General features: G+C 65.1%; 24 protein-coding genes. 13 read left to right on the top strand and 11 right to left on the bottom strand.

The features are described 5' to 3' along the window. Positions 1–6: 6 nt before the first annotated feature. Positions 7–1,539, top strand: coding sequence for a lysozyme inhibitor LprI family protein (locus ACVI1L_RS03130; protein ID WP_083714866.1), 1,533 nt, complete (start codon positions 7–9; stop codon positions 1,537–1,539). 301 nt (positions 1,540–1,840) lie between these two features. On the opposite strand, the gene ACVI1L_RS03135 is transcribed toward ACVI1L_RS03130, so the two are convergent. Then, the gene (locus tag ACVI1L_RS03135) at positions 1,841–2,593 is read right to left on the bottom strand and encodes a Crp/Fnr family transcriptional regulator (protein ID WP_057015183.1); all 753 of its coding nucleotides are present in this window, start codon (positions 2,591–2,593) and stop codon (positions 1,841–1,843) included. A 187-nt stretch (positions 2,594–2,780) separates the two neighbouring features. Between ACVI1L_RS03135 and ACVI1L_RS03140 the strand changes: the two genes are divergently transcribed. Both ACVI1L_RS03140 and ACVI1L_RS03145 read left to right on the top strand, forming a co-directional pair. Then, positions 2,781–3,164: a hypothetical protein gene (locus ACVI1L_RS03140; protein ID WP_141342804.1), complete on the top strand. Its 384-nt coding sequence runs from the start codon at positions 2,781–2,783 to the stop codon at positions 3,162–3,164. A 118-nt stretch (positions 3,165–3,282) separates the two neighbouring features. Further along, positions 3,283–3,687, top strand: coding sequence for a DUF4864 domain-containing protein (locus ACVI1L_RS03145; RefSeq protein WP_057015185.1), 405 nt, complete (start codon positions 3,283–3,285; stop codon positions 3,685–3,687). A 7-nt stretch (positions 3,688–3,694) separates the two neighbouring features. Here ACVI1L_RS03145 and ACVI1L_RS03150 read toward each other — a convergent pair whose 3' ends face one another. Together ACVI1L_RS03150 and ACVI1L_RS03155 are read right to left on the bottom strand one after the other, a co-directional pair. After that, a complete protein-coding gene (locus tag ACVI1L_RS03150; RefSeq protein WP_076824390.1) occupies positions 3,695–4,930 on the bottom strand; it encodes an MFS transporter in 1,236 nt (411 codons plus the stop codon). A 134-nt stretch (positions 4,931–5,064) separates the two neighbouring features. Continuing rightward, positions 5,065–5,532, bottom strand: a complete 468-nt coding sequence (locus ACVI1L_RS03155; protein WP_456782268.1) for a hypothetical protein — start codon at positions 5,530–5,532, stop codon at positions 5,065–5,067. A 265-nt stretch (positions 5,533–5,797) separates the two neighbouring features. Here ACVI1L_RS03155 and ACVI1L_RS03160 point away from each other — a divergent pair, with 265 nt between their 5' ends. The 5 genes from ACVI1L_RS03160 to ACVI1L_RS03180 all read left to right on the top strand — a co-directional run bounded on the left by ACVI1L_RS03160 (position 5,798) and on the right by ACVI1L_RS03180 (position 11,329). After that, positions 5,798–6,427, top strand: coding sequence for a DUF1326 domain-containing protein (locus ACVI1L_RS03160; protein ID WP_057015186.1), 630 nt, complete (start codon positions 5,798–5,800; stop codon positions 6,425–6,427). 44 nt (positions 6,428–6,471) lie between these two features. Further along, on the top strand, positions 6,472–7,245 hold the full coding sequence (locus ACVI1L_RS03165) for a DUF2182 domain-containing protein (protein WP_076824374.1): 774 nt from the start codon (positions 6,472–6,474) through the stop codon (positions 7,243–7,245). Between the two features lie 658 nt (positions 7,246–7,903). Then, a complete protein-coding gene (locus ACVI1L_RS03170) occupies positions 7,904–8,200 on the top strand; it encodes a hypothetical protein (protein ID WP_028341258.1) in 297 nt (98 codons plus the stop codon). A gap of 409 nt (positions 8,201–8,609) precedes the next feature. Then, positions 8,610–10,742, top strand: coding sequence for a flagellar biosynthesis protein FlhA (gene flhA, locus ACVI1L_RS03175; RefSeq protein WP_050383751.1), 2,133 nt, complete (start codon positions 8,610–8,612; stop codon positions 10,740–10,742). Positions 10,743–11,128: 386 nt separating this feature from the next. Further along, complete coding sequence (locus ACVI1L_RS03180; protein WP_016848568.1) at positions 11,129–11,329, top strand: hypothetical protein; 201 nt, start codon at positions 11,129–11,131, stop codon at positions 11,327–11,329. 282 nt (positions 11,330–11,611) lie between these two features. Here the strand turns inward: ACVI1L_RS03180 and ACVI1L_RS03185 are convergent, their stop codons facing one another. From ACVI1L_RS03185 to fliI, 4 genes are all read right to left on the bottom strand, one after another. After that, complete coding sequence (locus ACVI1L_RS03185; protein WP_456782269.1) at positions 11,612–12,580, bottom strand: anti-sigma factor; 969 nt, start codon at positions 12,578–12,580, stop codon at positions 11,612–11,614. 3 nt (positions 12,581–12,583) lie between these two features. Beyond that, positions 12,584–13,129 carry a sigma-70 family RNA polymerase sigma factor gene (locus ACVI1L_RS03190; RefSeq protein WP_028335734.1) on the bottom strand — a complete coding sequence of 182 codons (546 nt, stop codon included), beginning with the start codon at positions 13,127–13,129 and terminating at the stop codon, positions 12,584–12,586. A 212-nt stretch (positions 13,130–13,341) separates the two neighbouring features. Then, entirely contained in the window at positions 13,342–13,761 is a 420-nt protein-coding gene (gene fliJ / locus ACVI1L_RS03195; protein ID WP_016848565.1) for a flagellar export protein FliJ, read from the bottom strand. 108 nt (positions 13,762–13,869) lie between these two features. Next, entirely contained in the window at positions 13,870–15,195 is a 1,326-nt protein-coding gene (fliI, locus tag ACVI1L_RS03200; protein WP_168856233.1) for a flagellar protein export ATPase FliI, read from the bottom strand. Positions 15,196–15,562: 367 nt separating this feature from the next. Here fliI and ctrA point away from each other — a divergent pair, with 367 nt between their 5' ends. The 5 genes from ctrA (at position 15,563) to ACVI1L_RS03225 (ending at position 18,803) form a co-directional block, all read left to right on the top strand. Further along, on the top strand, positions 15,563–16,264 hold the full coding sequence (gene ctrA / locus ACVI1L_RS03205; protein WP_016848562.1) for a response regulator transcription factor CtrA: 702 nt from the start codon (positions 15,563–15,565) through the stop codon (positions 16,262–16,264). A gap of 167 nt (positions 16,265–16,431) precedes the next feature. Beyond that, positions 16,432–16,836 carry a DUF350 domain-containing protein gene (locus ACVI1L_RS03210; protein WP_057015189.1) on the top strand — a complete coding sequence of 135 codons (405 nt, stop codon included), beginning with the start codon at positions 16,432–16,434 and terminating at the stop codon, positions 16,834–16,836. Positions 16,837–16,850: 14 nt separating this feature from the next. Next, the gene (locus tag ACVI1L_RS03215; RefSeq protein ID WP_168856232.1) at positions 16,851–17,285 is read left to right on the top strand and encodes a hypothetical protein; all 435 of its coding nucleotides are present in this window, start codon (positions 16,851–16,853) and stop codon (positions 17,283–17,285) included. Between the two features lie 108 nt (positions 17,286–17,393). Next, a complete protein-coding gene (locus ACVI1L_RS03220) occupies positions 17,394–17,612 on the top strand; it encodes a hypothetical protein (RefSeq protein WP_168856231.1) in 219 nt (72 codons plus the stop codon). A 33-nt stretch (positions 17,613–17,645) separates the two neighbouring features. Beyond that, positions 17,646–18,803, top strand: coding sequence for a glutathionylspermidine synthase family protein (locus ACVI1L_RS03225; protein WP_456782270.1), 1,158 nt, complete (start codon positions 17,646–17,648; stop codon positions 18,801–18,803). 150 nt (positions 18,804–18,953) lie between these two features. On the opposite strand, the gene ACVI1L_RS03230 is transcribed toward ACVI1L_RS03225, so the two are convergent. The 4 genes from ACVI1L_RS03230 to ACVI1L_RS03245 all read right to left on the bottom strand — a co-directional run bounded on the left by ACVI1L_RS03230 (position 18,954) and on the right by ACVI1L_RS03245 (position 22,019). Further along, positions 18,954–19,826 (bottom strand): CheR family methyltransferase, encoded by an 873-nt coding sequence (locus ACVI1L_RS03230; RefSeq protein ID WP_076824386.1) that lies wholly within the window; start codon positions 19,824–19,826, stop codon positions 18,954–18,956. Continuing rightward, entirely contained in the window at positions 19,823–20,989 is a 1,167-nt protein-coding gene (locus ACVI1L_RS03235; protein WP_057015193.1) for a protein-glutamate methylesterase/protein-glutamine glutaminase, read from the bottom strand. The genes ACVI1L_RS03230 and ACVI1L_RS03235 overlap by 4 nt, the downstream gene beginning before the upstream one ends. A gap of 130 nt (positions 20,990–21,119) precedes the next feature. Beyond that, positions 21,120–21,485: a response regulator gene (locus ACVI1L_RS03240; protein ID WP_018273268.1), complete on the bottom strand. Its 366-nt coding sequence runs from the start codon at positions 21,483–21,485 to the stop codon at positions 21,120–21,122. Positions 21,486–21,548: 63 nt separating this feature from the next. Beyond that, a complete protein-coding gene (locus tag ACVI1L_RS03245; RefSeq protein WP_456782271.1) occupies positions 21,549–22,019 on the bottom strand; it encodes a chemotaxis protein CheW in 471 nt (156 codons plus the stop codon). Between the last annotated feature and the right edge of the window lie 30 nt (positions 22,020–22,049).

A 22,049-nucleotide genomic window follows, 5' to 3' on the forward strand; every position in this document is an offset into this window, starting at 1 on the left:
ACGTCGATGCCTTGCTCTCCACGGTTTGCGGCCGCCGTCGCGGCCATCGCGGTCCTTGCATCCGGCCCGTCCGTTGCGTTGGACGATGATCTGCGGGCATCAAGCAGCGGGCCGACCGCGATCAGGCTGTGCGGCGATGGCGGCGACGGCACGATCAAGATCGCGGACTGCAGGAAGGCCGGCACCGAAAGGCTGGTGACGCAGATCGACCGGGCGTTCGACGTGGCGCTCGGCAAGATACCTGCGAACATCAAGCCGCTCTTGAAGCGCGACCAGGCCTGGTTCAACGAGATGATCATCGACGCCGCCGAGGTGCTGGCCGATAGCGACGCGGACGAATTGAAGGAGAGCTTTGCGCAAGCCCTGCGCCGCCGCGCCGCCGCGCTTGAGGGAATGGCATCCGGCCGTCCCGGCTTCGCCGGCAACTGGGTCAACGCTTTCGGCAACATCACGCTGACGCCTGCCGGCGGCGGCGCCTATCGCCTCGCCGCCGATCTGCGCGGCGACTATGGCGGCGACCGCAGGCGAAGCTGCAAGCTCACCGCCGACCTGAAGCCTGCGGGGAGTGGCTGGCTCGCCGGCACCGTGGCGATCAATACGGACACGGCGGCCGACAAGCCGAAAGCCGACGCTGCGGCCGCTCCCGCCAGGCCGCCGTCAGTCAAACTCCGCCGCCAGGGCGAGACCTTGCGGATCGTCGGCAGCATCGACGACGAGGAGTGGGACGGCTTCGTCGACTGCTCGTCGATGTGGCAGGTCACCGGCAGCTATTTTGCCGCCGGCAAGGATACGGCATCCGACCGGGCGGACACCGCCTTCGTCGTCCCGACCTTCGACTGCACCAGGCCGGAGACGGCGACCGACGAGGAAATCTGCGCCGACCCTGATCTGGCCGACAACGACCGGCGGCTGAACCGCGCCTGGAAGGCGTTGCAGCCGCACCTCGACGAAGCGACGCGGCGCGCGCTGATCGACGACCAGCGCAACTGGGTGAAGAGCCAGGCGCAGCAATATCCCGAATTCCTGCACCCGGCCTGGAACAAGCAGAGCTCCCAGGTTCACTTCACCGTCGATGCCCGCGACCACGTCGACGAATTGCAGCGCGAACGCCTGGCGCTGCTCGAAGGCTTTGACGACAAGCGCAGCGGACTTGCGGGCATCTGGCTCGCCCATAACGCCATCATCAAGATCACCACCGAGAGCAACGGTACCTTGAAGGCGACGGGATGGAAGTGGGACCAGGGCGACTGGAAGGCCGGCTGCGACTACGAGATGACGGGCAAGATCGTCGGCGGCACGTTCCGCTCCGACGAGCAGCGCAAGAACCCGGACACGCTCGAGCGCGACCACGCCATGCTGATCGTCAACCGGCAGGACGATCTGTTCGCGAAGAAGCGCTACTCGAACAAAGATGGCACCGAGAACAAGGACGCCGACGAAGCGAAGTGCAAGCGCCGGCTTGACAATTCCTCGACCGCGCGGCTGTTTCCCGCCCGTCCCTCGCCGGACATCGATAATTTCAAGGGCTCGATCAGATAGAGCGTCTTCAGGCGAAGTGGATACCGGTTCGCGTGACGAAAACGCGTCAAGACAACGATCCAGAGACCCGTTCCGATTCAATCGGACCGGAATGGCTCTGATCACACGACAGTATCACAGATCGCGCGTCTGCCGGTCGCCCCACGCAATAACGGCGGCAATGGTGGCGAACATCGCGGTGACCGCGATCATGACGAGGATGGTGTCGAGAGGCATGGGTCGTCTCCTGCATGTGATGGAGAGACCTAGCGCGCCTGCGCGCGCATCGCCTTGTGCTGGATCAAAAGCCGACGCCGCAGCGTCAGCTCGCGCCGCTCAGCTTGAGCCGTTCGAGGTCGAGCAGCCGCACGCCATCGGGCACGATCAACACCACCTTCTCGCGCGCAAGGCGGGTCAGCGTGCGGCTCACCGTCTCGATGGTGAGACCGAGATAGTCGGCGATGTCCTGCCGGCTCATCGGCAGCGGCACGGTAACGGACACGCTTCCGATCCGGGCGTATCGCGTCTGCATGTGGAGCAAGAATGCAGCGATCTTTTCCTCGGCACTGCGCCGTCCGAGCAGCAACATCTGGTCCTGCGCCAGGCTCAACTCGTGCCCCGCGAACTCATGCAGGCGGCGCAACAGATGCGGCTTGCCGTCGACATAGGCGAGGAACGCCGATCGCACGAAACGGCAAACCGCGACGTCGTTGACCGCCTCCGCGGTGACGCCGTAGCGGTCCTGAAGCGCAAGTCCGAGGAAGTCGCCCGGCAGCGCGAAACCCACGATCTGGCGGCGGCCGTCGGGCAATGATTTGTAGAGCCGCACGACCCCGTCGGTGACATTGAACACGCTGCCCGCCAGCGCACTCTGCTCGAACAGCGTCGTTCGTGCCGGAACCTGCTTTGCCTGGCTGATCCGGTCGAGCTCCTCGAGTTCGGACGGCTCCAGCGCAGCGCAGACGCTGAACAGCCTGACCTTGCAGTCCTCGCAACCATTCGTGGCGCGGCCGTGCCTGCAGTCGGAACGCGTCGCGCCTGCACAGGAATCCTGCAGTGGCTCGGCAATGCTCATGGCTTCGGGTGTCCGCTTGGTTAGGTGCGTGGCACTATCAACCCCGATTTGATCTGGATCAACCGCCGGCGGCATTGATGCAGATCAATGCTGCGCCGCGCTTTCCCCAGCAGTTTCGCCATCATCGGGGAATCCGGCGATGAACGAGCAATTCCAGGCACTTCCGATCGACCATCAGCATGCGATCGTGGCCTATCCGCTGGTGTTCATGCATGATGCCAGTATTACCACGGATCAGTGGCTGCGGTTCGTGCGCCGGCGCTGCCGCGGCAGCTCGCCCGAGACCGGGCTGATCGCGATTCGCGATCGCCGCGGCGTGATCCATGCCCTGTTCAGTTACCGCATCGACAACGACCTGCGCGTCCGCAAGCGGCTCAGCATCGGCGACCTGATCGTCGCGCATCTGCCCGGCTCGCGCATCGACGACGCGGTGTCGAACGTCATCGCCGAGGTTTCGGCGCAATACGGTTGCCAGATCGTCACCATCGAGCAGCCATTCGCAACGCGTCATGCGCGGCACGCCGGATGCCCGACTGCCGAGGCGCTGCGGCACCATCGGCGCGTCAACTGACATCGCGCTGCGTGGCCGTTCGGAGCCAGCCGCCGAATGCGCCTGCTCCGTTGCCGCCGTGGTCGTGCGGGAGTAGCCTTGCGGCGGCTGGAAGGTCGACTGTCGACGGTGCCACCGCATGCGCATCATCCTGATGTTCGTCGCTATTCTGCTCGGCTCGCTCGCTCCCGCAGCGGCCGACGACGTCGGCGCCGCGCAGGCCGTGATCCGCGCGCAGGAGCAGGCGTTCGGCCGCGACGACGCCGCGGCGGCCTATTCGCATGCCGCGCCGGCGATCCGGCAGATCTTTCCGCAAGCCGACATCTTCATGTCGATGGTGCAGAACCAATACGCGCCGGTCTATCGGCACAGGAGCTTCGAGTTCGGCGAGGCGCGCAGCGACGGCGGCCGGATCGCACAGCGCGTCCATATCGTCGACGCCAATGGCGAGGCGTGGGAGGCGCTCTACACGCTGGAGCGGCAGGCCGACGGCAGCCTGAAGATCACCGGCTGCTCATTACTCAAGGCCGGCCAGGCGGTGTGATCGAGAATTACGCCAGCGCCACCCGCTGCCGCGAGCGCATCATGAGCAGCAGAATGATGCTGACATTGAGCAGGTTCCAGGCGAGGCCGTTGGCGAAGGCGGCGGCATAGGAGCCGGTGGCGTCGAAGATCACGCCCGAAATCCAGCCGCCAAAGGACATACCGAACACCGAGGCGAAGATCACGATGCCGATCCGCGTCGCGGCCTCCGACGCCGGCATCGCCTCGCGCACGATGATCGCGTAGCTCGGCACGATGCCGCCCTGGAACAGGCCGAACATCGCCGAGATGATGTAGAGCGAGGTCAGGCTGTCGAAGAACAGATAGAACAACAGCGCCGCGCCTTGCGCGATCGAGCCGATCAGCAGGGTGCGGATGCCGCCGATCCGGTCGGCGAGGAAGCCGGAGCCGATCCGGCTGATGATGCCGAAGCCGAGCATCAGCGACAGCATCTCGGCGCCGCGCGCCACGCCGTAGCCGAGATCGCCGCAATAGGCGACGATATGGACCTGCGGCATCGACATCGCCACGCAGCAGGAAATCGACGCCAGCGACAGGATCGCGGTCAGCGCGTTGGTGGAAAGCTTGAGGTCGACCCGCGGTGGTGCCGCGTTGCCATGGCTGCGCCTGGTCGCTGCGCCCATCAACACGCGCAGCACCATGAGTGCGAGCAGCATCGAGATCGCGGTGAAGATGCCGATTGCAATATGGGTGGTGCGCCAGCCGACACTCTGCATGCCGAAATTGACCAGCGGCGGCCACACCGTACCGCCGACGTAATTGCCGCTCGCAGCGATCGCGACCGCGAGGCCGCGGTAGCGCTCGAACCAGTGCGACGCCTCCGCCATCAACGGGCCGAAGGTCGCCGCCGACGACAGACCGATGGCAAAATGCAGTAGGATGAAGGCCCAGATCGACGGCGCGTAGCCGGCGCCGACATAGCCGAGGCCGAGGATGCCGATCCCGGCGCCGATCGCCGCGACGATGCCGTAGCGGTCGCTGATCTTGCCGGTCACGACCTGGCCGAGGCCGAAGCCGAGCATCACCATGGTGAAGGCGAGCGAGGCCGTTCCGCGGGTCGCGCCGAAGTCGGTCTGCACCGCCGGCAGCGCCACCACGACCGACCACATGCCGACGCTGCCGAGCGAGCCGATCACCACGGCCACGACAAGGCGCAGCCACGCCCGGCGCGAGTCGGGAATGAACGTAGCGACTTCAGGGGAAAATTCAGAAGAAATTACCACGGCAGGCGGAACTTCGTCGGCATTTGCCTCCGGGTCAAGCCACATTGCCGAGAGATTAGGCATGCGCCAGCAAGGGGACGCCGCCCCTTGAAACGGCACGCTCCGCGGCGGATTCGCGCGCGGCTAGCGTCGCATCAATTCCCGAAGTTCGGGTCCTGCGACTGGAACGGGCCGCATTCGGCGCGTTTCGCAAACCGCTGATCGAAATCGACCGTGCCCCCGCCCACCGGAATCTGTGTCGGCGGCAGTCCCCTTGTGTACTGGTCGACGGTCACCGTCTTCTTGTCCGCGCTCATCGTGACGCGAACCGGCTCAAGCGGCTTGCCCTTGTTGGCCTCGGTCAGGTCGAGCGCGTAGTAGCCGATCACCGTCTGGCCGGCGCGCAGGCCTTGGCCTGCCAATGCAACCGATAGCGGTAGATAGACCTCCATCCTGACGCCTTCGCCGTCGCACGCCAGCATGCGCATCATGGCGGCGTCCTGGCCCGGAGGCTTTGCGGCAGCACCCGTCGCGACGGAAAGGGTGACAGCCGCGACAGCCCCGAAACCACCAATCCAGGGTTTGCCGGTCGTTGCCGCCGCACGGTCTCCTTGGCTTGTCATGGAATCCCCCGACACGAAGCGACTTGCTCGGTATTTCGTCTGACGTCGAGGCTGGGACGTTCAATCCCGGTCCGTCCTCCCTCCCCGATCGGCGCCTCCGTGCGCCGCCGCGGCGATGTTTGGGCGATCGGGCGTCAGCGCTTCCTGTACCGCCGGACCGGTTGCTGCTATGATCCCGGCCTACTTGAACTGATCCGGTTTTTTTGAAGCGGAAGGCATTCTGAAGCGCCTGCATTGATCACCGACAGTCATATGGAGGTTTGCCATGGCTTCTGACTGGCGTCTCGAAGGCGAATGGATCAAGAACTGCAATTGTGCATTTGGCTGCCCCTGCGATTTCAATGCGCTGCCGACGCATGGTTCCTGCAAAGGCATGGTCGGCATGCGGATCACCAAGGGGCATTTCGGCAGCACCAAGCTCGACGGCCTGGTGTTCGCGGCAACCGTCGACTTTCCCGGCGCGCTTCACGAGGGCAACGGGCAGATGCAGCCGATCATCGACGAGCGCGCCACGGCGGAACAGCGCGAAGCGCTGTTCAACATCCTGTCCGGCAAGAATTCGGCCGAAGGCACGCTGTTCCAGATCTTCAGCCTGATCGTGACCAAGATCCATGATCCGGTGTTCGTGCCGATCGAGTTCTCCTTCGACAAGAACGGGCGCGTCGCCAAGCTCGTCGCTAAGGGCGTGCTGGAGACCGAGGTCGAGCCGATCAAGAATCCTGTCACCGGCACGCCGCATCGCATCCAGGTCGTGATGCCGGAGGGGTTCGAGCACAGGGGGGCCGAGGTGGCCTCCTCCAACATCCGCTCGACGGGGGCGATCAAGTACGAGACCAAGGGCTCGCACAGTTCGCTCGCCAACGTCGTGCAGACGCCGGACGGCGTCGCGGCCTGACACAGCCGGGCGCGGTTCGGCCGTTCGGCTGCTGGGATCCCAACATGAGCGAGACATCGGCGCTCGAAAACGTCCTGCGGCATGACCGCCTGATCTTTGCAGGCGGCATCGCCGCGGTGATGGCGCTGGCCTGGGCCTATCTCCTGGCCGGCGCCGGCATCGACATGAGCATGGCTGATATGCCGATGGATCCGACGCCATGGACGCCTTCCTATGCCGTGCTGGTGTTCGTCATGTGGTTGACGATGATGGTCGCCATGATGATCTCGAGCGTCGCGCCGATGGTGCTGCTGTTCGCCGCCCTGAAGCGCAAGCAATCGGCAACGCCCTCTCCCTTCGCTGAGGCCTGGATCTTCCTGTGCGGCTATCTCGCGATCTGGGCCGGCTTTAGCCTCGCCGCGACGCTGGCGCAATGGCAACTCGACCTCGCCGGCCTCTTGTCGATGGCGATGGCTGCTACCAGCGCGACGCTCGCCAGCGGCGTCCTGCTGCTGGCCGGGCTCTACCAGTTCACGCCGCTCAAGCGCGCCTGCCTGCGCTACTGCCAGAGCCCGGTGCTGTTCCTGAGCCGGCACTGGCGACCGGGCACGGCCGGTGCGCTGCGCATGGGGCTGCGGCACGGCCTTTATTGCCTCGGCTGCTGCTGGTTCCTGATGGCATTGCTGTTCGTCGGCGGCGTGATGAACCTGCTCTGGATCGTCGGCATCACCGTCTACGTCGCCTGCGAGAAGCTGCTCCCGGTCGGCCACCGCCTCAGCTATGCCGCCGGCGCCGCGTTGATTGTGGCGGGACTGATCGTGCTCGTGCATACGACTTGAGAAGGTGTCCGGACGTGTAGGAATATCGATCGCGCGACGGCGATCATCCTGTCGAAGAAGATTGAAAGCAGTGCGAGCTGGTTCACACTTGCCAATCGTCATCCGTGCCAAGATCGTTCGGACGGTGGATTGTGCGTCGCAGGCCGGCAGCGCCGCTTGTGACGGAACTGACGAGCGACAGACGCTCGCGTGCTGGCGTCAAGCCAGATGCCCCACGCCCCCGGCCGTCGCACCGAGAGAACCGCATGCATTTCATCGGAGGTACATCATGCATACCTTGCCCGCAGAATGGCTACCCGTTTCAACTGCGCCAGCAGACCGGGATCTCGAAGTCTGTGTCCTGGACTATGATGGAATGGTCCATGCGCTCGTGTTCCCCTGCCACAAGGACGGCGCCGACTGGGTCGTTGGTTCAAATGACCACGTCCATGTTCAACCGACGCATTGGCGCAGTTGGACTGAGCCCGCCTAAAGCGGGCCTCTGCACCGCCGGGTGGACCCGGCGCAGGGCCGCCGGGGACAGCTCCATGGCGCCCGGACGAGTTACCGCCATCGCGCCGCACGGGCACGAGCCCCGGTGCGGCGTCAATCTCGCGCCAGCCCATGAAATCGGCTAGACTTGTCGCGTGAGGTTCAAGGGTGGGCCAGGAGGCTCGTCATGGAATCACACGTGATCCCCTTTGAAAATCGCTGGACCAACGGCAAGCATGCCTGGGAGTGGCACTGCGAGCTCGAGCGGCTGGGCGTGCCGACGGTCCGGACGATGTACTGCGAGCATGAAACGCACCGTCGCAACAAGTCGGCGGTGGTGTTCGACATCCCCGCGGGCTTTGTCCACGACTGGCTGGCCTTTCATGACCGGCGCGCCGCCCGGCAGCAGTTCTTGTGGCGCGCCAGTGTCATCACGCTCGGCATCATCGCCGCATCGGGCGTCGTGCTCGGTGCGCTCAGATAGAGGCCGCAAGGCCTGCGGCCTCATCCGTGGCCATCCTTCGAGACGCCCGCCTTTGGCGGGCTCCTCATCAGGATGACGCGTTGTTGCGGGGCAAAATCCTGGTCTGGACCCTCATGGTGAGGGCGGCGCATCTTGACCACGAGGCCCTCTCACCCCTGCTTCCGGCCGCGAATCCCCCTGCCGGCGCCTGCGACGACCCGTGCGGTCGCGCGAAAGCCCTTATTAACCCTTTGCTAACCATACACCCGGCAAGAATTGCCGAGTGAAGTCGAGTGTCGTCGAACGCGTCTAACGGGCGGAGATCCCCGTGAACGCCAGCGCGGTGCCTCACTTTCGGAACGGCGGCCCTGCGGCCGTCGCGCAGACGCTTGGCGGCCGCAGCCGCCAGTCGCGGGGGAGAGCGGCTACCATGGTCGACGTCACGGCGGGTCAGGGCACGGCAGGCAAGAGCGGATTGCCGAGCCTCGGCGAGATCGGCGACATCCTGAAGCGCGGCGATATCGCGCTGGCGATCGGCGTCCTCACCATCCTGGTGGTGCTGATCCTGCCGCTGCCCTCGATCGTGCTCGACCTTTTCCTGGCGGTCTCGATCACGGTCTCGATCCTGATCCTGATGACCTCGCTGTTCATCCAGGCGCCGCTGGAATTCTCGTCGTTTCCGACCATCCTGCTGATCTCGACCATGCTGCGGCTGTCGCTGAACATGGCCTCGACCCGGCTGATCCTGAGCCACGGCCATGAGGGCACGGCGGCCGCCGGCCACGTCATCGAGGCGTTCGGCAACTTCGTGATGGGCGGCAACTTCGTGATCGGCATCATCGTGTTCGCGATCCTGGTGATCGTGAACTTCGTGGTCATCACCAAAGGTTCGGGCCGCATCGCCGAAGTCGCCGCACGCTTCCAGCTGGACTCGATGCCCGGCAAGCAGATGGCGATCGACGCCGACCTCTCCGCCGGCCTGATCGACGAGAAGGCCGCCAAGGAGCGCCGCAAGGCGCTGGAAGACGAGAGCGGTTTCTTCGGCGCCATGGACGGTGCCTCGAAATTCGTCCGCGGCGATGCCATCGCCGGTCTTTTGATCGTCGGCATCAACATCGTCGGCGGCATCATCATCGGCGTCGCCCAGCAGGGCCTCTCCTTCAGCGAAGCCGCCCGCACCTACACCGTGCTGACGGTCGGCGACGGCCTCGTCACCCAGGTGCCCGCGCTGATCGTGTCGACCGCCGCCGGCCTCCTGGTCTCCAAGGCCGGCATCACCGGCGCCGCCGACAAGGCGCTGATGCGCCAGCTCTCCGGCTATCCGCAGGCGCTCGGCATGTCGGCCGGCGTGATGCTGGTGCTGGCGCTGCTGCCGGGCATTCCGACGCTGCCGTTCCTGGCGCTGGGCTCCGGCGCCGCGGTGCTAGCCTGGAACGCACGCAAGCAGAAGCGGGCTGCGAAGGCGGCCGAAACGGCAGCCGCCGCCGCCCCTGCTGCAGCCGCGGCCGCCGCCGCTGCGGCCGCGGAGGAGCCGATCGCCGCCGCGCTCAAGATCGACGACCTCAAGATCGAGCTCGGCTACGCGCTGCTGCCGCTGGTCAACGGCCCCGACGGCACCGACCGCCTGACCGAGCAGATCAAGGCGCTGCGCCGCTCACTGGCCATCGAGATGGGTTTCGTGATGCCGGCGGTGCGCATCCTCGACAACGTCCAGCTCGAAGCCAACAGCTACGTCATCAAGATCAAGGAAGTCGACGCCGGCACCGGCAAGATCTGGCCGAGCCAGTTCATGGTCATGGACCCGGCCGGCAACCAGGTGCAACTGCCCGGCATCCACACCATCGAGCCGACCTTCGGCCTGCCGGCGACCTGGGTCGACGCCGGCCTGAAGGAAGAGGCCGCGCTGAAGGGCTACACCGTGGTCGACGCCGCCACGGTGCTGTCGACGCATCTGACCGAGCTGCTCAAGACCAACATGGCGGACCTGTTGTCCTACGGCGAGGTGCAGAAGCTCTTGAAGGACCTGCCGAAGGAGCAAGGCGAGCTGATCAAGGACATCGTGCCGGGCCAGGTCACGGTGTCGGGCATCCAGCGCGTGCTGCAATTGCTGCTCGCCGAGCGCATCTCGATCCGCGATCTCTCGACCATCCTCGAAGGCATCGCCGATGCGCTGGCGTTCTCGCGCAATCCGGCCACCATGGTCGAGCACGTCCGTGCCCGGCTGGCCCGCCAGATCTGCGCGCAAAACACCTCGCCGAACGGCTATTTGCCGCTGATCGCGCTGTCGGCGCGCTGGGAGCAGGCGTTTGCGGAATCGATCGTAGGCACCGGCGACGACCGCAGCCTGGCGATGCAGCCCTCGAAACTGTCGGAGTTCATGACCGCCGTGCGCAACGCCTTCGAGCAGGCGGCGCGCGAGGGCGAGGCGCCGGTCCTGGTGACGTCGGCCGCGATCCGGCCGTTCGTTCGCTCACTGGTGGAACGGTTCCGCTCGCAGACCACCGTCCTGTCGCAAGCCGAGATCCATCCCAGGGCCCGGCTGAAGACGGTCGGCAGCGTCTAGAGCCTGTTGTTCCGGAGCGTTTTCTGCACGCGGGACGGGCGTCCAGCTCGCACGAAAACGCGCTAGCGGCCGCAAATCACTTGGGTTTTCGTCTGTGCTTTCTCGCCACAGGCAACTGATTTATGCAGACAGGTCCGGAACGGCCCTATCTGGGATGCAGCATCCCAGCACAATCCCAAGACACTGATATTAAATAGCTTTAATGCACTTTGGATTACCAAAAGGGTCATTTTTGATCGCGCCCGATCACGTCTCATCACGGCCTTGTGATGGCCTCTAGGGAACGGAATCGGCAAATCCTACGTTAGCGGGGCACGAGACGTTGAACCGGACAACAGACCGAACCGACAGATTTACTGAGAGCAGGAAGGCGGCAGGAGACTTCCATGAACCACTCGATCTACAGCGCCGATCGTATGACGCACCTGAAGATTGTGGTCGTGGCGTTGTTCGCCGGTATCCTGGTCGCGGGTTTCGGCATCGCGGCACATAATTCGTCGGATGAGGGATACACGCAGACGGCGCGGGTCATGAAGGCCGGCAAGCCCGTCGCGATCACCAGCTCCAGCAACTCGCTGGTCCGCTAACAGGAGAGTTTCACGAATTCACGTAGTGTTCTTTACAGCCCCCCAAAGTCGCTGCGTGGATATTTAAGACCCCCAACTACCCCCAAGTTGACTATCGAAAACGCCCGCTCCCCACGGGCGTTTTCTTTTTTGTGCGGGTGGCCGACGCGACGTCTTATCCACGTCATTGCGAGCGAAGCGAAGCAATCCACTGTCACCGCTCGCTCGGAAGCATGGATTGCTTCGCTGCGCTCGCAATGACGGACGGCCACCATCGGCAACCTCTGACGATGGGCGGCTGGCCTATCGCGGCGGCGAAGCCGACGCGCCCGGCACGGTCTCGATCAGCTTGCCGGTGAAGATCGGCGCCGAGGTCGGCTGGCCGTTCGGTGAACCGCCGGCCTGCTCGACGGTCACCGCATAGGTGGCGCCGTTGATCACGTCGGAATCGTAGCCCGACAGCACCGGCCGCGCGGTGAAATCATCGGCGCCGATCACGCCGAGCGAGCGCGGCTGCGGCAGCTTGTCGGAGATCAGCCAGAGCTCGAAACTCTTGCCGGGCTCCGACGGGGCGCCGACCTTGCGGACGGTAAAATTCTTGGTGGCGCCGTCGATGGTCATGATGAAGGCCGGCCCGCCATTCTGCCCCTGCAGCAGCGCGACATACTGCGCGGACGGCGTCAATGCCGGCGCCGGCGTCTTCACTTCGACGGTCTGGATGCGCGGCTTCGGCCGGATCGCATTCGGCAGAGCGTCGGGCTTGTAGATCTGCAGGCCGAGCGTCACCAGCAGCGCGGCCGCGATCGCGGTCGCGGCCGACGCGATACCGCGCCAGCGCTTCACGCGGCCCGTCAGCGCGGTCACGTTGCGCTCGTCGAAGATGACCCGCGGCGGTCGGGCCTCGGGCAGCCTCCGGGGCTCGGGCGACTGCGCAGGCTCCGGATCGAACGCCGAGCCGAATTCGGGATCGTCTGTGACTGGCGAAGGCGGCGGCGTCATCGTCGTGGCCGGCGTCTCGGGCAGCACCAGCGGCGCCTGCGGCGCGCTCGTGGGGCCGATCGCCGCCTTGATGTTGTCCCAGACCACCGGACGCGGCTCGACCAGGCCGACCATCTGATTCAGCGGCCCGAGCCTGAACTGCCAGGCCTGCACCAGCGCTGCGAACTCGCTGTCGACGGCCATCATGGTCTCGACCTGCGCGCGCTCCTCGGCATCGAGCGTACCGAGCGCATATTCCGCGGCGAGCGCGATATGGTCTTCGCTATAGGCCATCAATCAGAGTCCAAGACACTCCCGGATATCCATCAGGCTGCGGCGCAGCCAGGTCTTCACCGTGTTCACCGGCGTCTCGAACTTTGCGGCGAGTTGCTCGCGGCTCCAGCCGTTGTAATAGGCGAGCAGCACGAGCTTCTGACGATCCGGCTCCAGACGACCGACGCACTCCAGCAATCGCTTCAACTCTTCCGTCATCTCCCGTCGCGCCAGCGGATCGGGCTGGTCGGCTGCGACCTCCATCGCCGCCGGCTCTTCCTCCAGCGAGGCCTCGCCGCGCTTGCGCACCACGTCGATGGCGCGGTTGCGCGCGATCGACGTCATCCACGTGATCGGGGACGACAGGGCTGGGTTGAACTGCCCGGCGCTGTTCCAGATCTTGACGTAAGCCTCCTGAATGACCTCCTCGGCGAGGTCCTGTCGCCGCAAGATACGGAGCACGACGCCGAAGAGTTTCGCGCGGGTCGCGGCGTACAGCCGCTCGAAGGCTGCCTCATCCCCCTTGGCGACGGCGGCGATCAGCCAGACCAGCTCAGCCGGCGTCAGCATCTTGCGCCCTCCAAGCCCCGATCCCCCATCGCGTCATTGCCACCGTGCTGCCGATCATCCCGTCCTGACCGGTGGTAGCATATTTTGGGACACCACGATCCGCCAAGGGGCTAACAAGTGGTCGGCAGGCCGGCGGCTTGTGGACAGCGCCCAGCAAAAAGCCCGGGCGATCGGCCCGGGCTCTCAATCTGGTCAGCGGAGGGAGAGAGGGTTCAGGCGATGACGCCGAGACGAGCCCGCATCAGGCCGATCGAATCCATGTCGGCTTGTTCGCGAGCGCTCTCCTCCGCGCGTTCGCGCGCCTGGTCGCGCTCGTCGAGCAGCTCGACCTTCTTCAATTCCTCGAATGCCTCCGACAGCAGCGCCTTGGCGTCGTCGAGCTGGGCGCGCAGTTCGTCGGCCGAACGGGTCAGGTTCTCGCGGCGCTGGATCGCGGCCTTGGCATAGGTCGGATAGGCGAAGTGCGTGGGGTCGTTGATCCCGGCGCGCTCCTGCTCGGTCTGGATCTCGCGCTCGAGCTCGACCGACATGCGCTGGAAGTCGGCGATCATGCCTTCGATCTGGGTAACCCGACGGCGCTTTTCGTCGACCTGAAATTTCTTCAGGCGGATCAGCGTTTCACGTGACTTCATCGACTCATACTCCCCAGAAGTCCCAAATCTGAACGCGGGACAGAGCCGGCTCCCCGCTGGGCCCCGCCGGCATAGCTATGGTGTGCCGGCGATGATGGCCTGACAAAGTTAGCGTTCCGTTTCCAAACCCGACAGGATTTGAGCCAGTTGCCGGTAGCCGTCGGGAAGGCTGGTGGACTCGTCCTTGGCCTGGCGCAGGTAGGCCTCGAGCGGCTCATGCAGCCGGATCGCCTCGTCGACCTCCGCGCTGGAACCCGGCCGGTAGGCCCCGAGCCGGATCAATTCCTCCATGTCGGCATAGGTCGCCATCACCTGCCGCGCCTTGTTGATGTAAGGCAGGAAGTTGGGGTCGGCCGACCGCGGCATGGTGCGCGACACCGACTTGAGGATATTGACCGCGGGATAGCGGCCGCGCTCGGCGATCGCCCGCTGCATCACGATATGGCCGTCGAGGATGCCGCGCACCGCGTCCGCGATCGGCTCATTGTGATCGTCGCCGTCGACCAGCACGGTGAAAATCGCGGTGATGGTGCCGTCGCCGGTGCCCGGCCCTGCCCGCTCGAGCAGCTTCGGCAGTTCGGTGAACACGGTCGGCGTGTAGCCCTTGGCGGTCGGCGGCTCGCCCGCCGAGAGGCCGATCTCGCGCTGCGCCATCGCAAAGCGCGTCACCGAATCCATCAGGCACAGCACATCCTGGTCCTCGTCGCGGAAATATTCCGCGATGGCGAGCGTCAGATACGCCGCCTGGCGCCGCATCAGCGCCGGCTCGTCCGAGGTCGCGACCACCACGACCGAGCGCGCCAGCCCCTCCTCGCCGAGATCCTCCTGGAGGAATTCCTGCACCTCGCGGCCGCGTTCGCCGATCAGCCCGATCACCGAGATCGCGGCATCGACGTTGCGCGCCAGCATCGACAGCAGCACCGACTTGCCGACGCCGGAGCCGGCGAAGATGCCGAGCCGCTGGCCGCGGCAGCAGGTCAGGAACGTATTGAGACCGCGCACGCCGAGATCGAGCGGCGGGCCGACCCGCTTGCGCGAATGCGCCGGCGGCGGCGAGTTGCGGTAGGACATCGGCGAGGCGCCCTGCACCAGCGGGCCCTTGCCGTCGATTGGCTCGCCCATCGCGTTGACGACGCGGCCGAGCCAGGCCGGCGCCGGCCGCACCTGGCTCGCCGCATTGGCGATCACCGCGCGGCAACCGCGCCTCACGCCATCGAGCCCGCCGAACGGCATCACCACCGCGTTCTCGCCGGAGAAGCCGATCACCTCGGCGGGGATGAAGCGGCCCGCGCCGACGTCGATCACGATGCGGGCGCCGACCGACATCGCGTGAATGGGGCCCGCGATCTCGACCATCAGCCCGCGGACGCCGACCACGCGGCCATAAATATTGACGCCGTCGATGTCGCCGATCTGCTCCGCGAGCGCCTTCATTGCGAAAACCTTAAGTTTCCGCTTTTTTGCTCCGGCCGCTTAACTTCGTGTTTACCCGCATCATTAATCATTGCGTCACTGTCTTTGGTGACTGAGGTCGCTTGCCCATCAGAAGAAGGGCGAGTCGCGAGAGTCGGTTAGGCCCGTCTCTTAATGTGGAAACTGAACGGACGCGGTTAGGAAAAGCTTCTTCTACGCAATATCTTAGGGCGATTCGACAAAAATTGCACGGTTAGAGCTTGCGCGGAGGAATCAGTTTTTGTTAACCATATCTCGTCAGGATCCGAATCAGTTGTTCAAAGGCGTTTTGTGAGTGCCGCAAGTGCGGCCGACCTGACGCCCGGAGCGGCGACTATAGGGGACTGGCATGCGCGTTTTGCTGATTGAAGATGACAGCGCCGTCGCGCAGTCGATCGAATTGATGCTCAAGTCCGAGAGTTTCAACGTCTACACGACGGACCTCGGCGAAGAGGGCGTCGATCTCGGCAAGCTTTACGACTACGACATCATCCTTCTCGACCTCAACCTGCCCGACATGTCCGGCTACGACGTGCTCAAGCAGCTGCGGGTGTCGAAGATCAAAACTCCCATTCTGATCCTCTCCGGCCTCGCCGGCATCGAGGATAAGGTCAAGGGTCTCGGCGTCGGCGCCGACGACTACATGACCAAGCCCTTCCACAAGGACGAGCTGGTCGCCCGCATCCACGCGATCGTGCGCCGCTCCAAGGGTCACGCCCAGTCGGTCATCCAGACCGGCGATCTCGTGGTCAATCTCGACACCAAGACGGTCGAGGTCGGCGGCCAGCGCGTGCACCTGACCGGCAAGGAATACCAGATGCTGGAGCTGCTCTCGCTCCGCAAGGGCACCACCCTCACCAAGGAAATGTTCCTCAACCATCTCTACGGCGGCATGGACGAGCCGGAGCTGAAGATCATCGACGTCTTCATCTGCAAGCTCCGCAAGAAGCTCGCCAACGCCTCCGAAGGCCGCAACTTCATCGAGACCGTGTGGGGCCGCGGCTACGTGCTGCGCGAGCCGCACGAGGCCGACGAGCGCATTCCCGCCTGACCTTCCGGGCCCGCAGAGAACCGCAAGGTTCGCTCCTTTCGACCTGAACCCCGCCGCAAATGGCGGGGTTTTTGTTTGGGATTGAACCGGCTCTCGGCATGCGCCGACCAAGGGAACGTGCAATCCTGCCTCGCGCGAATCCCGACGAACTCCCGGACCGCCCCGACATGATCCTGCAATCCCTCGCCGGCCTGCCGGCGTTCCTGGTCTATTTCTGCACGGCGCTGATCGCCGTGGTCGCCTACCTCTTCGTCTACACACGCGTCACGCCGCATGACGAATTCCAGCTGATCCGCGACAACGATCCGGCGGCAGCGATTGCGCTGGGCTTAAGCCTGCTCGGCTTCGTGCTGCCGGTGGTCAGCGCGATCGCCCACTCCGCCAATGTGGTGGACTGCCTGATCTGGAGCATCATCGCGCTGATCGTGCAGATCATCGTCTATTACATCGTGAAGATCCCGGTGCCGAACCTGTCGGGGCGGATCGCCTCCGGCGAAATGGCGCCGGCGATCTGGCTCGGGCTGTCCTCGCTGGCCGCAGGCGCGCTGAACGCGGCCTGCATGATCTACTGAGCCGTTGAGCCACCATGGCGCGCAAACCGAACCCGGACTTCGGCAAACGGCGACCGGTCGTGCCGGCGGTGCCGACGCCGCCGCGGCCGGATGCGCCATCCAAGCGCACCAACCACGTCGCGCTGCTCTTGATGGGAACGCTCGCGGTCGGCGGCAGCGCCTACGCGCTGATGCCGCGGCCGAATTGCCAGCCGGTGCCGCCGACGCCGCCGGGCGTCACCGCACCGGGCGTCGTCACACCGGTCCCGCCACAACCCGGCGTCGACTGCACAACGCGCAGCTCATCGTCCGGATCGGGCGGCAGCAGCGGCTCGTCGCGCAGCAGCTTCTACAGCGGCAGCTCGTCGTCGAGCGGCACCTCCTCTTCCTCGAGCTCGTCGTCTAGCTCGTCGGTAAGCCGCGGCGGCTTCGGTTCATTCGCGCATGCTTTCGGCTTCAGCGGCAGCTGATGCATGTTGCCGTGTCATCGCCGTGTCATCGCGCTTTCGCTTGCCCGGCGAACGCAGCTGATGGAAACTCGCCATGGCTCCGCAGACGGCAAGGCAGGGATTGCGTTCATGAAACGCTCGCGCCGGGTATGGCTGAAATTGATGGGAAGTATCGCGATCGGCGCGGCGTCGATCGGCCTGACGCCAAGCCATGCCCGCAGCCACCACCATGCAGGACACGGAAGGAAGGGAAAATCGGCGGAACGGTCGCCCTCCGGCGGCTTCGGCGGCGCGCCGCGCACCATCGCCCGCTACGGCGACGACGATCCGTCGCATGGCGGAAGCTGACACCAGGCTGACGAGCGAACGCGGTTTCCCCTCATGCAACGCATCGCATGTCCCGAACGCGACGATTGGCGGACGACTGCCGAGAACGCCGGCTTCACCTTCCACACCATCGACGGCGAACGGTACTGGGACGAGCGCGCCTATTACGCCTTCACGCTGGACGAGATCGAGCGCGCGATCGAGGCGCCGACCGGCGAGATCGACGCGATGTGTCTCGAGCTCGCCGGACGCGCGGTCAGGGATGAACGCTATCTGCGCCGGCTGAAGATACCGGAGGCGTACTGGGATCTGATCGCGGCAAGCTGGCGCCGCAGGAATCCGAGCCTGTACGGCCGGCTCGATCTCACCTTCGACGGCCGCGGCCCGGCCAGGCTGCTCGAATACAATGCCGATACGCCGACCTCGATCTTCGAGGCCGCGGTGTTTCAATGGACCTGGCTCGAACAGGCGATCCAACGCAACATCATCCCGAAGCGCGCCGACCAGTTCAACTCGATCCACGACCGGCTGATCGAGGCCTGGAAGAGGATCGGCGCGACCCACCCGCTGCATCTCACCGGACTGACCGGAAATCCCGAGGACGCCGGCACGCTCGCCTATCTCGAGGACACCGCGGCGCAGGCCGGGCTGAAGACCACGCTGCTCGACATCGAGGAGATCGGACTGCGCGACGACGGTCAGTTCGTCGACCTCGACGAACGCCCGATCGCGCTCGCGTTCAAGCTCTATCCGTGGGAGTGGATGTTCCACGACGCGTTCGGCAAGAACCTCGCGACGGCGCCGACGCAATGGATCGAGCCGCCGTGGAAGGCGATCCTCTCCAACAAGGGCATCCTGCCGCTGCTCTGGGAGATGTTCCCGAACCACCCCAATCTGCTGCCGGCCTATTTCGAGGACGACCCGCAGGCCGCCCAGCTCGGCACCTCGTTCGTGCGCAAGCCGATCTATTCACGCGAGGGCGCCAATGTCGAGCTGGTCAGCGCCGGCGTCACGCTGGTCGCCGAGCAAGGCCCCTACGGCGCCGAAGGTTTCATCCGCCAGGCGCTGGCGCCGCTGCCGAATTTTTCCGGGCAGTATCCGGTGCTCGGCAGCTGGCTGGTGGACGGCACGCCCTGCGGACTCTCGATTCGGGAAGACGAGAATCCGATCACCGGCAACACCTCGCGCTTCCTGCCGCACGCGATTTTGTAGTTCATGAACGTTGAAAGAACGCGGCTCTGTCGCCGTCATCCTGAGGTGCGAGCGCTTGCGAGCCTCGAAGCCCCGCTGGTGGCCGTCGACCCTTCGAGACGCCGCTTCGCGGCTCCTCAGGGTGACGGGGTTAAAGCGAGATGTCTCGTCTCACCGCGCAGCGGACGCAACCGCCTTCAGCACATGCAGCGCGGCGCCGGCGCGCGCGACTGGCGCAGTGTTTGGCTGATAGAGCCCGCGCCGGTCGGGATATGGCCTGAACAGGTTGGTGATGCCGACCACGGATTCCGCCGCGCCAAGCGCCAGCACGCCGTCGGGCTCGAGCATCCGGGACACCTTGCCGAAGATACCGGCCTTGGTCTGCTGATCGAAATAGATCAGCACATTGCGGCAGAAGATCACGTCGAAGGTGCCGAGATGCGACAGGTCCTGCAACAGATTGAGCTGGCGGTGCTGCACCATGCCGCGGATATCGGCGTTGAGCTGCCAGAGCTCGCCCTTCTGCACGAAATACTTGACCAGCAGCTGGATCGGCAGGCCGCGCTGCACCTCGAACTGGCTGAACAAGCCGGCCTTCGCCTTTTCGAGCACCGCCTGCGACAGGTCGGTGGCGATGATCTCGATCCGCCAGCCGGCAAACAGCGCAGTCATCTCCTTCAGCAGCATCGCGATCGAATACGGCTCCTGCCCGGTCGACGACGCCGCGCACCAGATGCGCAAGCTGCGGCGCGCCGCGCGCGTCTGCGCGAGCGCGGGCAGCACCGCTTCCTTCAGATGGTCGAACGGGATCTTGTCGCGAAAGAAGAAGGTCTCGTTGGTGGTCATCGCTTCGACCACCTCGGATGTCAGCAGCTCCGCGCCACCCTTCATCCGCTGCACCAGCTCGGGAATCCCGGCGAGGTTCGACCGGCGCGCCAAGGGCAACAGGCGGCTCTCGACGAGATATTGCTTGTCGGCGGAGAGATCGAGGCCGGAACGGTCTTTCAGCAGCTTACGCAGATACTCGTAGTCCAGCGGCGTCACGAACGGTCTCCCGCAAATACCCGAACAAGCTTCGGTGCGATCTGATTGAGCGGCAGCACCGCGGCGCAGATGCCGGCATTGACCGCAGCACCGGGCATGCCCCACACCACGCTGGTCGCTTCGTCCTGGGCGATCACGCTGCCGCCGGCGGCGACGATGTCCTTGCCGCCGCGCATGCCGTCGGAGCCCATGCCGGTCAGGATCACCGACATGATGCTGCCCTGCCAGACATCGATCGCGGAGGTGAACATCGGATCCACCGCGGGCTTGCAGAAATTGACCGGCGGCCCGTCGTCGAGCGCGATCGTGGCATCGACGCCGTGGCGGGCGACGCGCATGTGGCGCCCGCCGGGCGCCAGATAGATCTGGCCCGGCTTGATGCTCTCGCCGTCGATCCCCTCATGCGCCGGCCGCTTGCTGGTGCGCGCCAGATGCTCGGCGAGAATGGTCGTGAAGGTCGGCGGCATGTGCTGGGTGATCAGCACCGGGAAGCGATCGATCACCGGGCCGATCTCGGCGACCAGCGTCATCAGCGCCTGCGGGCCGCCGGTCGACGAGCCGATCAGCAGCACCTTGGGCGGCAGCAGGCCGAACGAACGGCGCGTGGCCTGGGCCGGCGCTGTGTGCGCAGCAGCGGGCGCCAGCGGACGCGGCCTGTCATGACCGGGCGCAAGCGGCGGGCTTGCCATCGAGTGCAGCGGGTTGCGCCGCGCCTTGGCGCCGAGATGACGGATCTTCTGGATCAGGTCGTGGCGGAAGGTTTCCGCGGCGGTGGCCTCGCGCGTGCTTTCCGGTTTCGGAATGTAGTCGGACGCACCGAGCGAGAGAGCCTTCAGGCTGATCTCCGCGTTGCGGCGGGTCAGCGTGGAGGCCATGATGACGACGAGATCGCGCTTCTTCGCCAGCAGCTGCGGCAGCGCCGAGATGCCGTCGAGGTCGGGCATCTCGATATCGAGCACCGCGACATCGGGGTTGATGCGTTCGAGCTGGTTGACGGCGTCGAGGCCGGTGCGCAGCGAGGCGACGACTTCCATGTCGGGCTCGGCGCCGATCCAGCGCGAGATCATCCCGCGGATCACCACGGAATCGTCGACCACCATCACCCGCACCTTGTCGGAACGGGTCGATGTCGGGACCGCAGTACTTGTCAACGCAACACTCATGACTTCACCAGCGACGCAACACGACGCACAACAACCGTTGAGCCGAAGGCTTCTGCCGCCGGATCGAACGAAGAATCTAAGTCAGCATGATCTTCTCGGAAAACCGGTTCCCATTTTTCCGGATCATGCTCTAAATGAGTCCGACTTCCTGGAACTTCGCGGTGACGATGTCCCGGTCGAACGGCTTCATGATGTATTCGTTGGCACCGGCATGCAGCGCGCGTGCGATATGCGCGACGTCATTCTCGGTGGTGCAGAACACGACCTTGGGCTGATCGCCGCCGGGCATGCGGCGGAGATTGCCGAGAAACTCGTAGCCGTCCATGACCGGCATGTTCCAGTCGAGCAGCACCGCTTCCGGCATCGCGCGCTTGCAGGCCTCGAGCGCCTTGGCGCCGTCCTCGGCCTCGACGATCTGGAAATCGAGCCCTTCCAGAATGCGGCGGGCGACCTTGCGAATGACGCTTGAGTCATCGACAACAAGACAGGTTCTCATCTGCGACCTCTACTTCCTCATCCCCGGTGGGATGTTTCAGTTCTTCAGTTCGGGCGGCCCTGTTCACGCCGCTTTGGCGTCGGGCACCAGTTCGAGCACGCGATCGATATCGAGGACGACCATGAGCTGGCCGTCGAGGCGGTGGACGCCGCCGGCGAGCTTGGCCATGCGGGGATCGAGGTTGACCGGATTGTCCTCGCGGCTGTTTTCGGAGAGCCGCAGCACTTCGCCGATCTGGTCGATCAACAGGCCGTAGGATTCGCCGCGCTGGTCGACGCCGACCGCCATCGGAGGCTTACCGTCGTCGGCCTTCGGCAGCCCGAGCCGGGCGCGCATGTCGACCACGGTGACGATACGGCCGCGCAGATTGAGCACGCCGGCGATCTCGCTGGAGGCCAGCGGCACCCGCGTCAGCCGCTCCGGCATGAACACGTCCTGCACCCGCGAGATCGGCAGGCCGAACAGCTGCCCGCCGATCACGGCGGTGACGTATTCGGCCATCGCGCCTTCACTGGTCTCGCTCTTGCTGGTCATCAATGAACCCTTTGTTTGAGCATGATCCGA

The sequence above is a fragment of the Bradyrhizobium sp. USDA 4516 genome, assembly GCF_054055915.1.

What these genes read in the sequence shown, in the direction of transcription:
- ACVI1L_RS03130 (WP_083714866.1), top strand. Translation starts at nt 7, where the DNA reads ATGCCTTGCTCTCCACGGTTTGCGGCCGCCGTCGCGGCCATCGCGGTC.
- ACVI1L_RS03135 (WP_057015183.1), bottom strand. Translation starts at nt 2,593, where the DNA reads ATGAGCATTGCCGAGCCACTGCAGGATTCCTGTGCAGGCGCGACGCGT.
- ACVI1L_RS03145 (WP_057015185.1), top strand. Translation starts at nt 3,283, where the DNA reads ATGCGCATCATCCTGATGTTCGTCGCTATTCTGCTCGGCTCGCTCGCT.
- ACVI1L_RS03155 (WP_456782268.1), bottom strand. Translation starts at nt 5,532, where the DNA reads ATGACAAGCCAAGGAGACCGTGCGGCGGCAACGACCGGCAAACCCTGG.
- ACVI1L_RS03160 (WP_057015186.1), top strand. Translation starts at nt 5,798, where the DNA reads ATGGCTTCTGACTGGCGTCTCGAAGGCGAATGGATCAAGAACTGCAAT.
- ACVI1L_RS03165 (WP_076824374.1), top strand. Translation starts at nt 6,472, where the DNA reads ATGAGCGAGACATCGGCGCTCGAAAACGTCCTGCGGCATGACCGCCTG.
- ACVI1L_RS03170 (WP_028341258.1), top strand. Translation starts at nt 7,904, where the DNA reads ATGGAATCACACGTGATCCCCTTTGAAAATCGCTGGACCAACGGCAAG.
- flhA (WP_050383751.1), top strand. Translation starts at nt 8,610, where the DNA reads ATGGTCGACGTCACGGCGGGTCAGGGCACGGCAGGCAAGAGCGGATTG.
- ACVI1L_RS03180 (WP_016848568.1), top strand. Translation starts at nt 11,129, where the DNA reads ATGAACCACTCGATCTACAGCGCCGATCGTATGACGCACCTGAAGATT.
- ACVI1L_RS03185 (WP_456782269.1), bottom strand. Translation starts at nt 12,580, where the DNA reads ATGGCCTATAGCGAAGACCATATCGCGCTCGCCGCGGAATATGCGCTC.
- ACVI1L_RS03190 (WP_028335734.1), bottom strand. Translation starts at nt 13,129, where the DNA reads ATGCTGACGCCGGCTGAGCTGGTCTGGCTGATCGCCGCCGTCGCCAAG.
- fliJ (WP_016848565.1), bottom strand. Translation starts at nt 13,761, where the DNA reads ATGAAGTCACGTGAAACGCTGATCCGCCTGAAGAAATTTCAGGTCGAC.
- fliI (WP_168856233.1), bottom strand. Translation starts at nt 15,195, where the DNA reads ATGAAGGCGCTCGCGGAGCAGATCGGCGACATCGACGGCGTCAATATT.
- ctrA (WP_016848562.1), top strand. Translation starts at nt 15,563, where the DNA reads ATGCGCGTTTTGCTGATTGAAGATGACAGCGCCGTCGCGCAGTCGATC.
- ACVI1L_RS03210 (WP_057015189.1), top strand. Translation starts at nt 16,432, where the DNA reads ATGATCCTGCAATCCCTCGCCGGCCTGCCGGCGTTCCTGGTCTATTTC.
- ACVI1L_RS03215 (WP_168856232.1), top strand. Translation starts at nt 16,851, where the DNA reads ATGGCGCGCAAACCGAACCCGGACTTCGGCAAACGGCGACCGGTCGTG.
- ACVI1L_RS03220 (WP_168856231.1), top strand. Translation starts at nt 17,394, where the DNA reads ATGAAACGCTCGCGCCGGGTATGGCTGAAATTGATGGGAAGTATCGCG.
- ACVI1L_RS03225 (WP_456782270.1), top strand. Translation starts at nt 17,646, where the DNA reads ATGCAACGCATCGCATGTCCCGAACGCGACGATTGGCGGACGACTGCC.
- ACVI1L_RS03235 (WP_057015193.1), bottom strand. Translation starts at nt 20,989, where the DNA reads ATGAGTGTTGCGTTGACAAGTACTGCGGTCCCGACATCGACCCGTTCC.
- ACVI1L_RS03240 (WP_018273268.1), bottom strand. Translation starts at nt 21,485, where the DNA reads ATGAGAACCTGTCTTGTTGTCGATGACTCAAGCGTCATTCGCAAGGTC.
- ACVI1L_RS03245 (WP_456782271.1), bottom strand. Translation starts at nt 22,019, where the DNA reads ATGACCAGCAAGAGCGAGACCAGTGAAGGCGCGATGGCCGAATACGTC.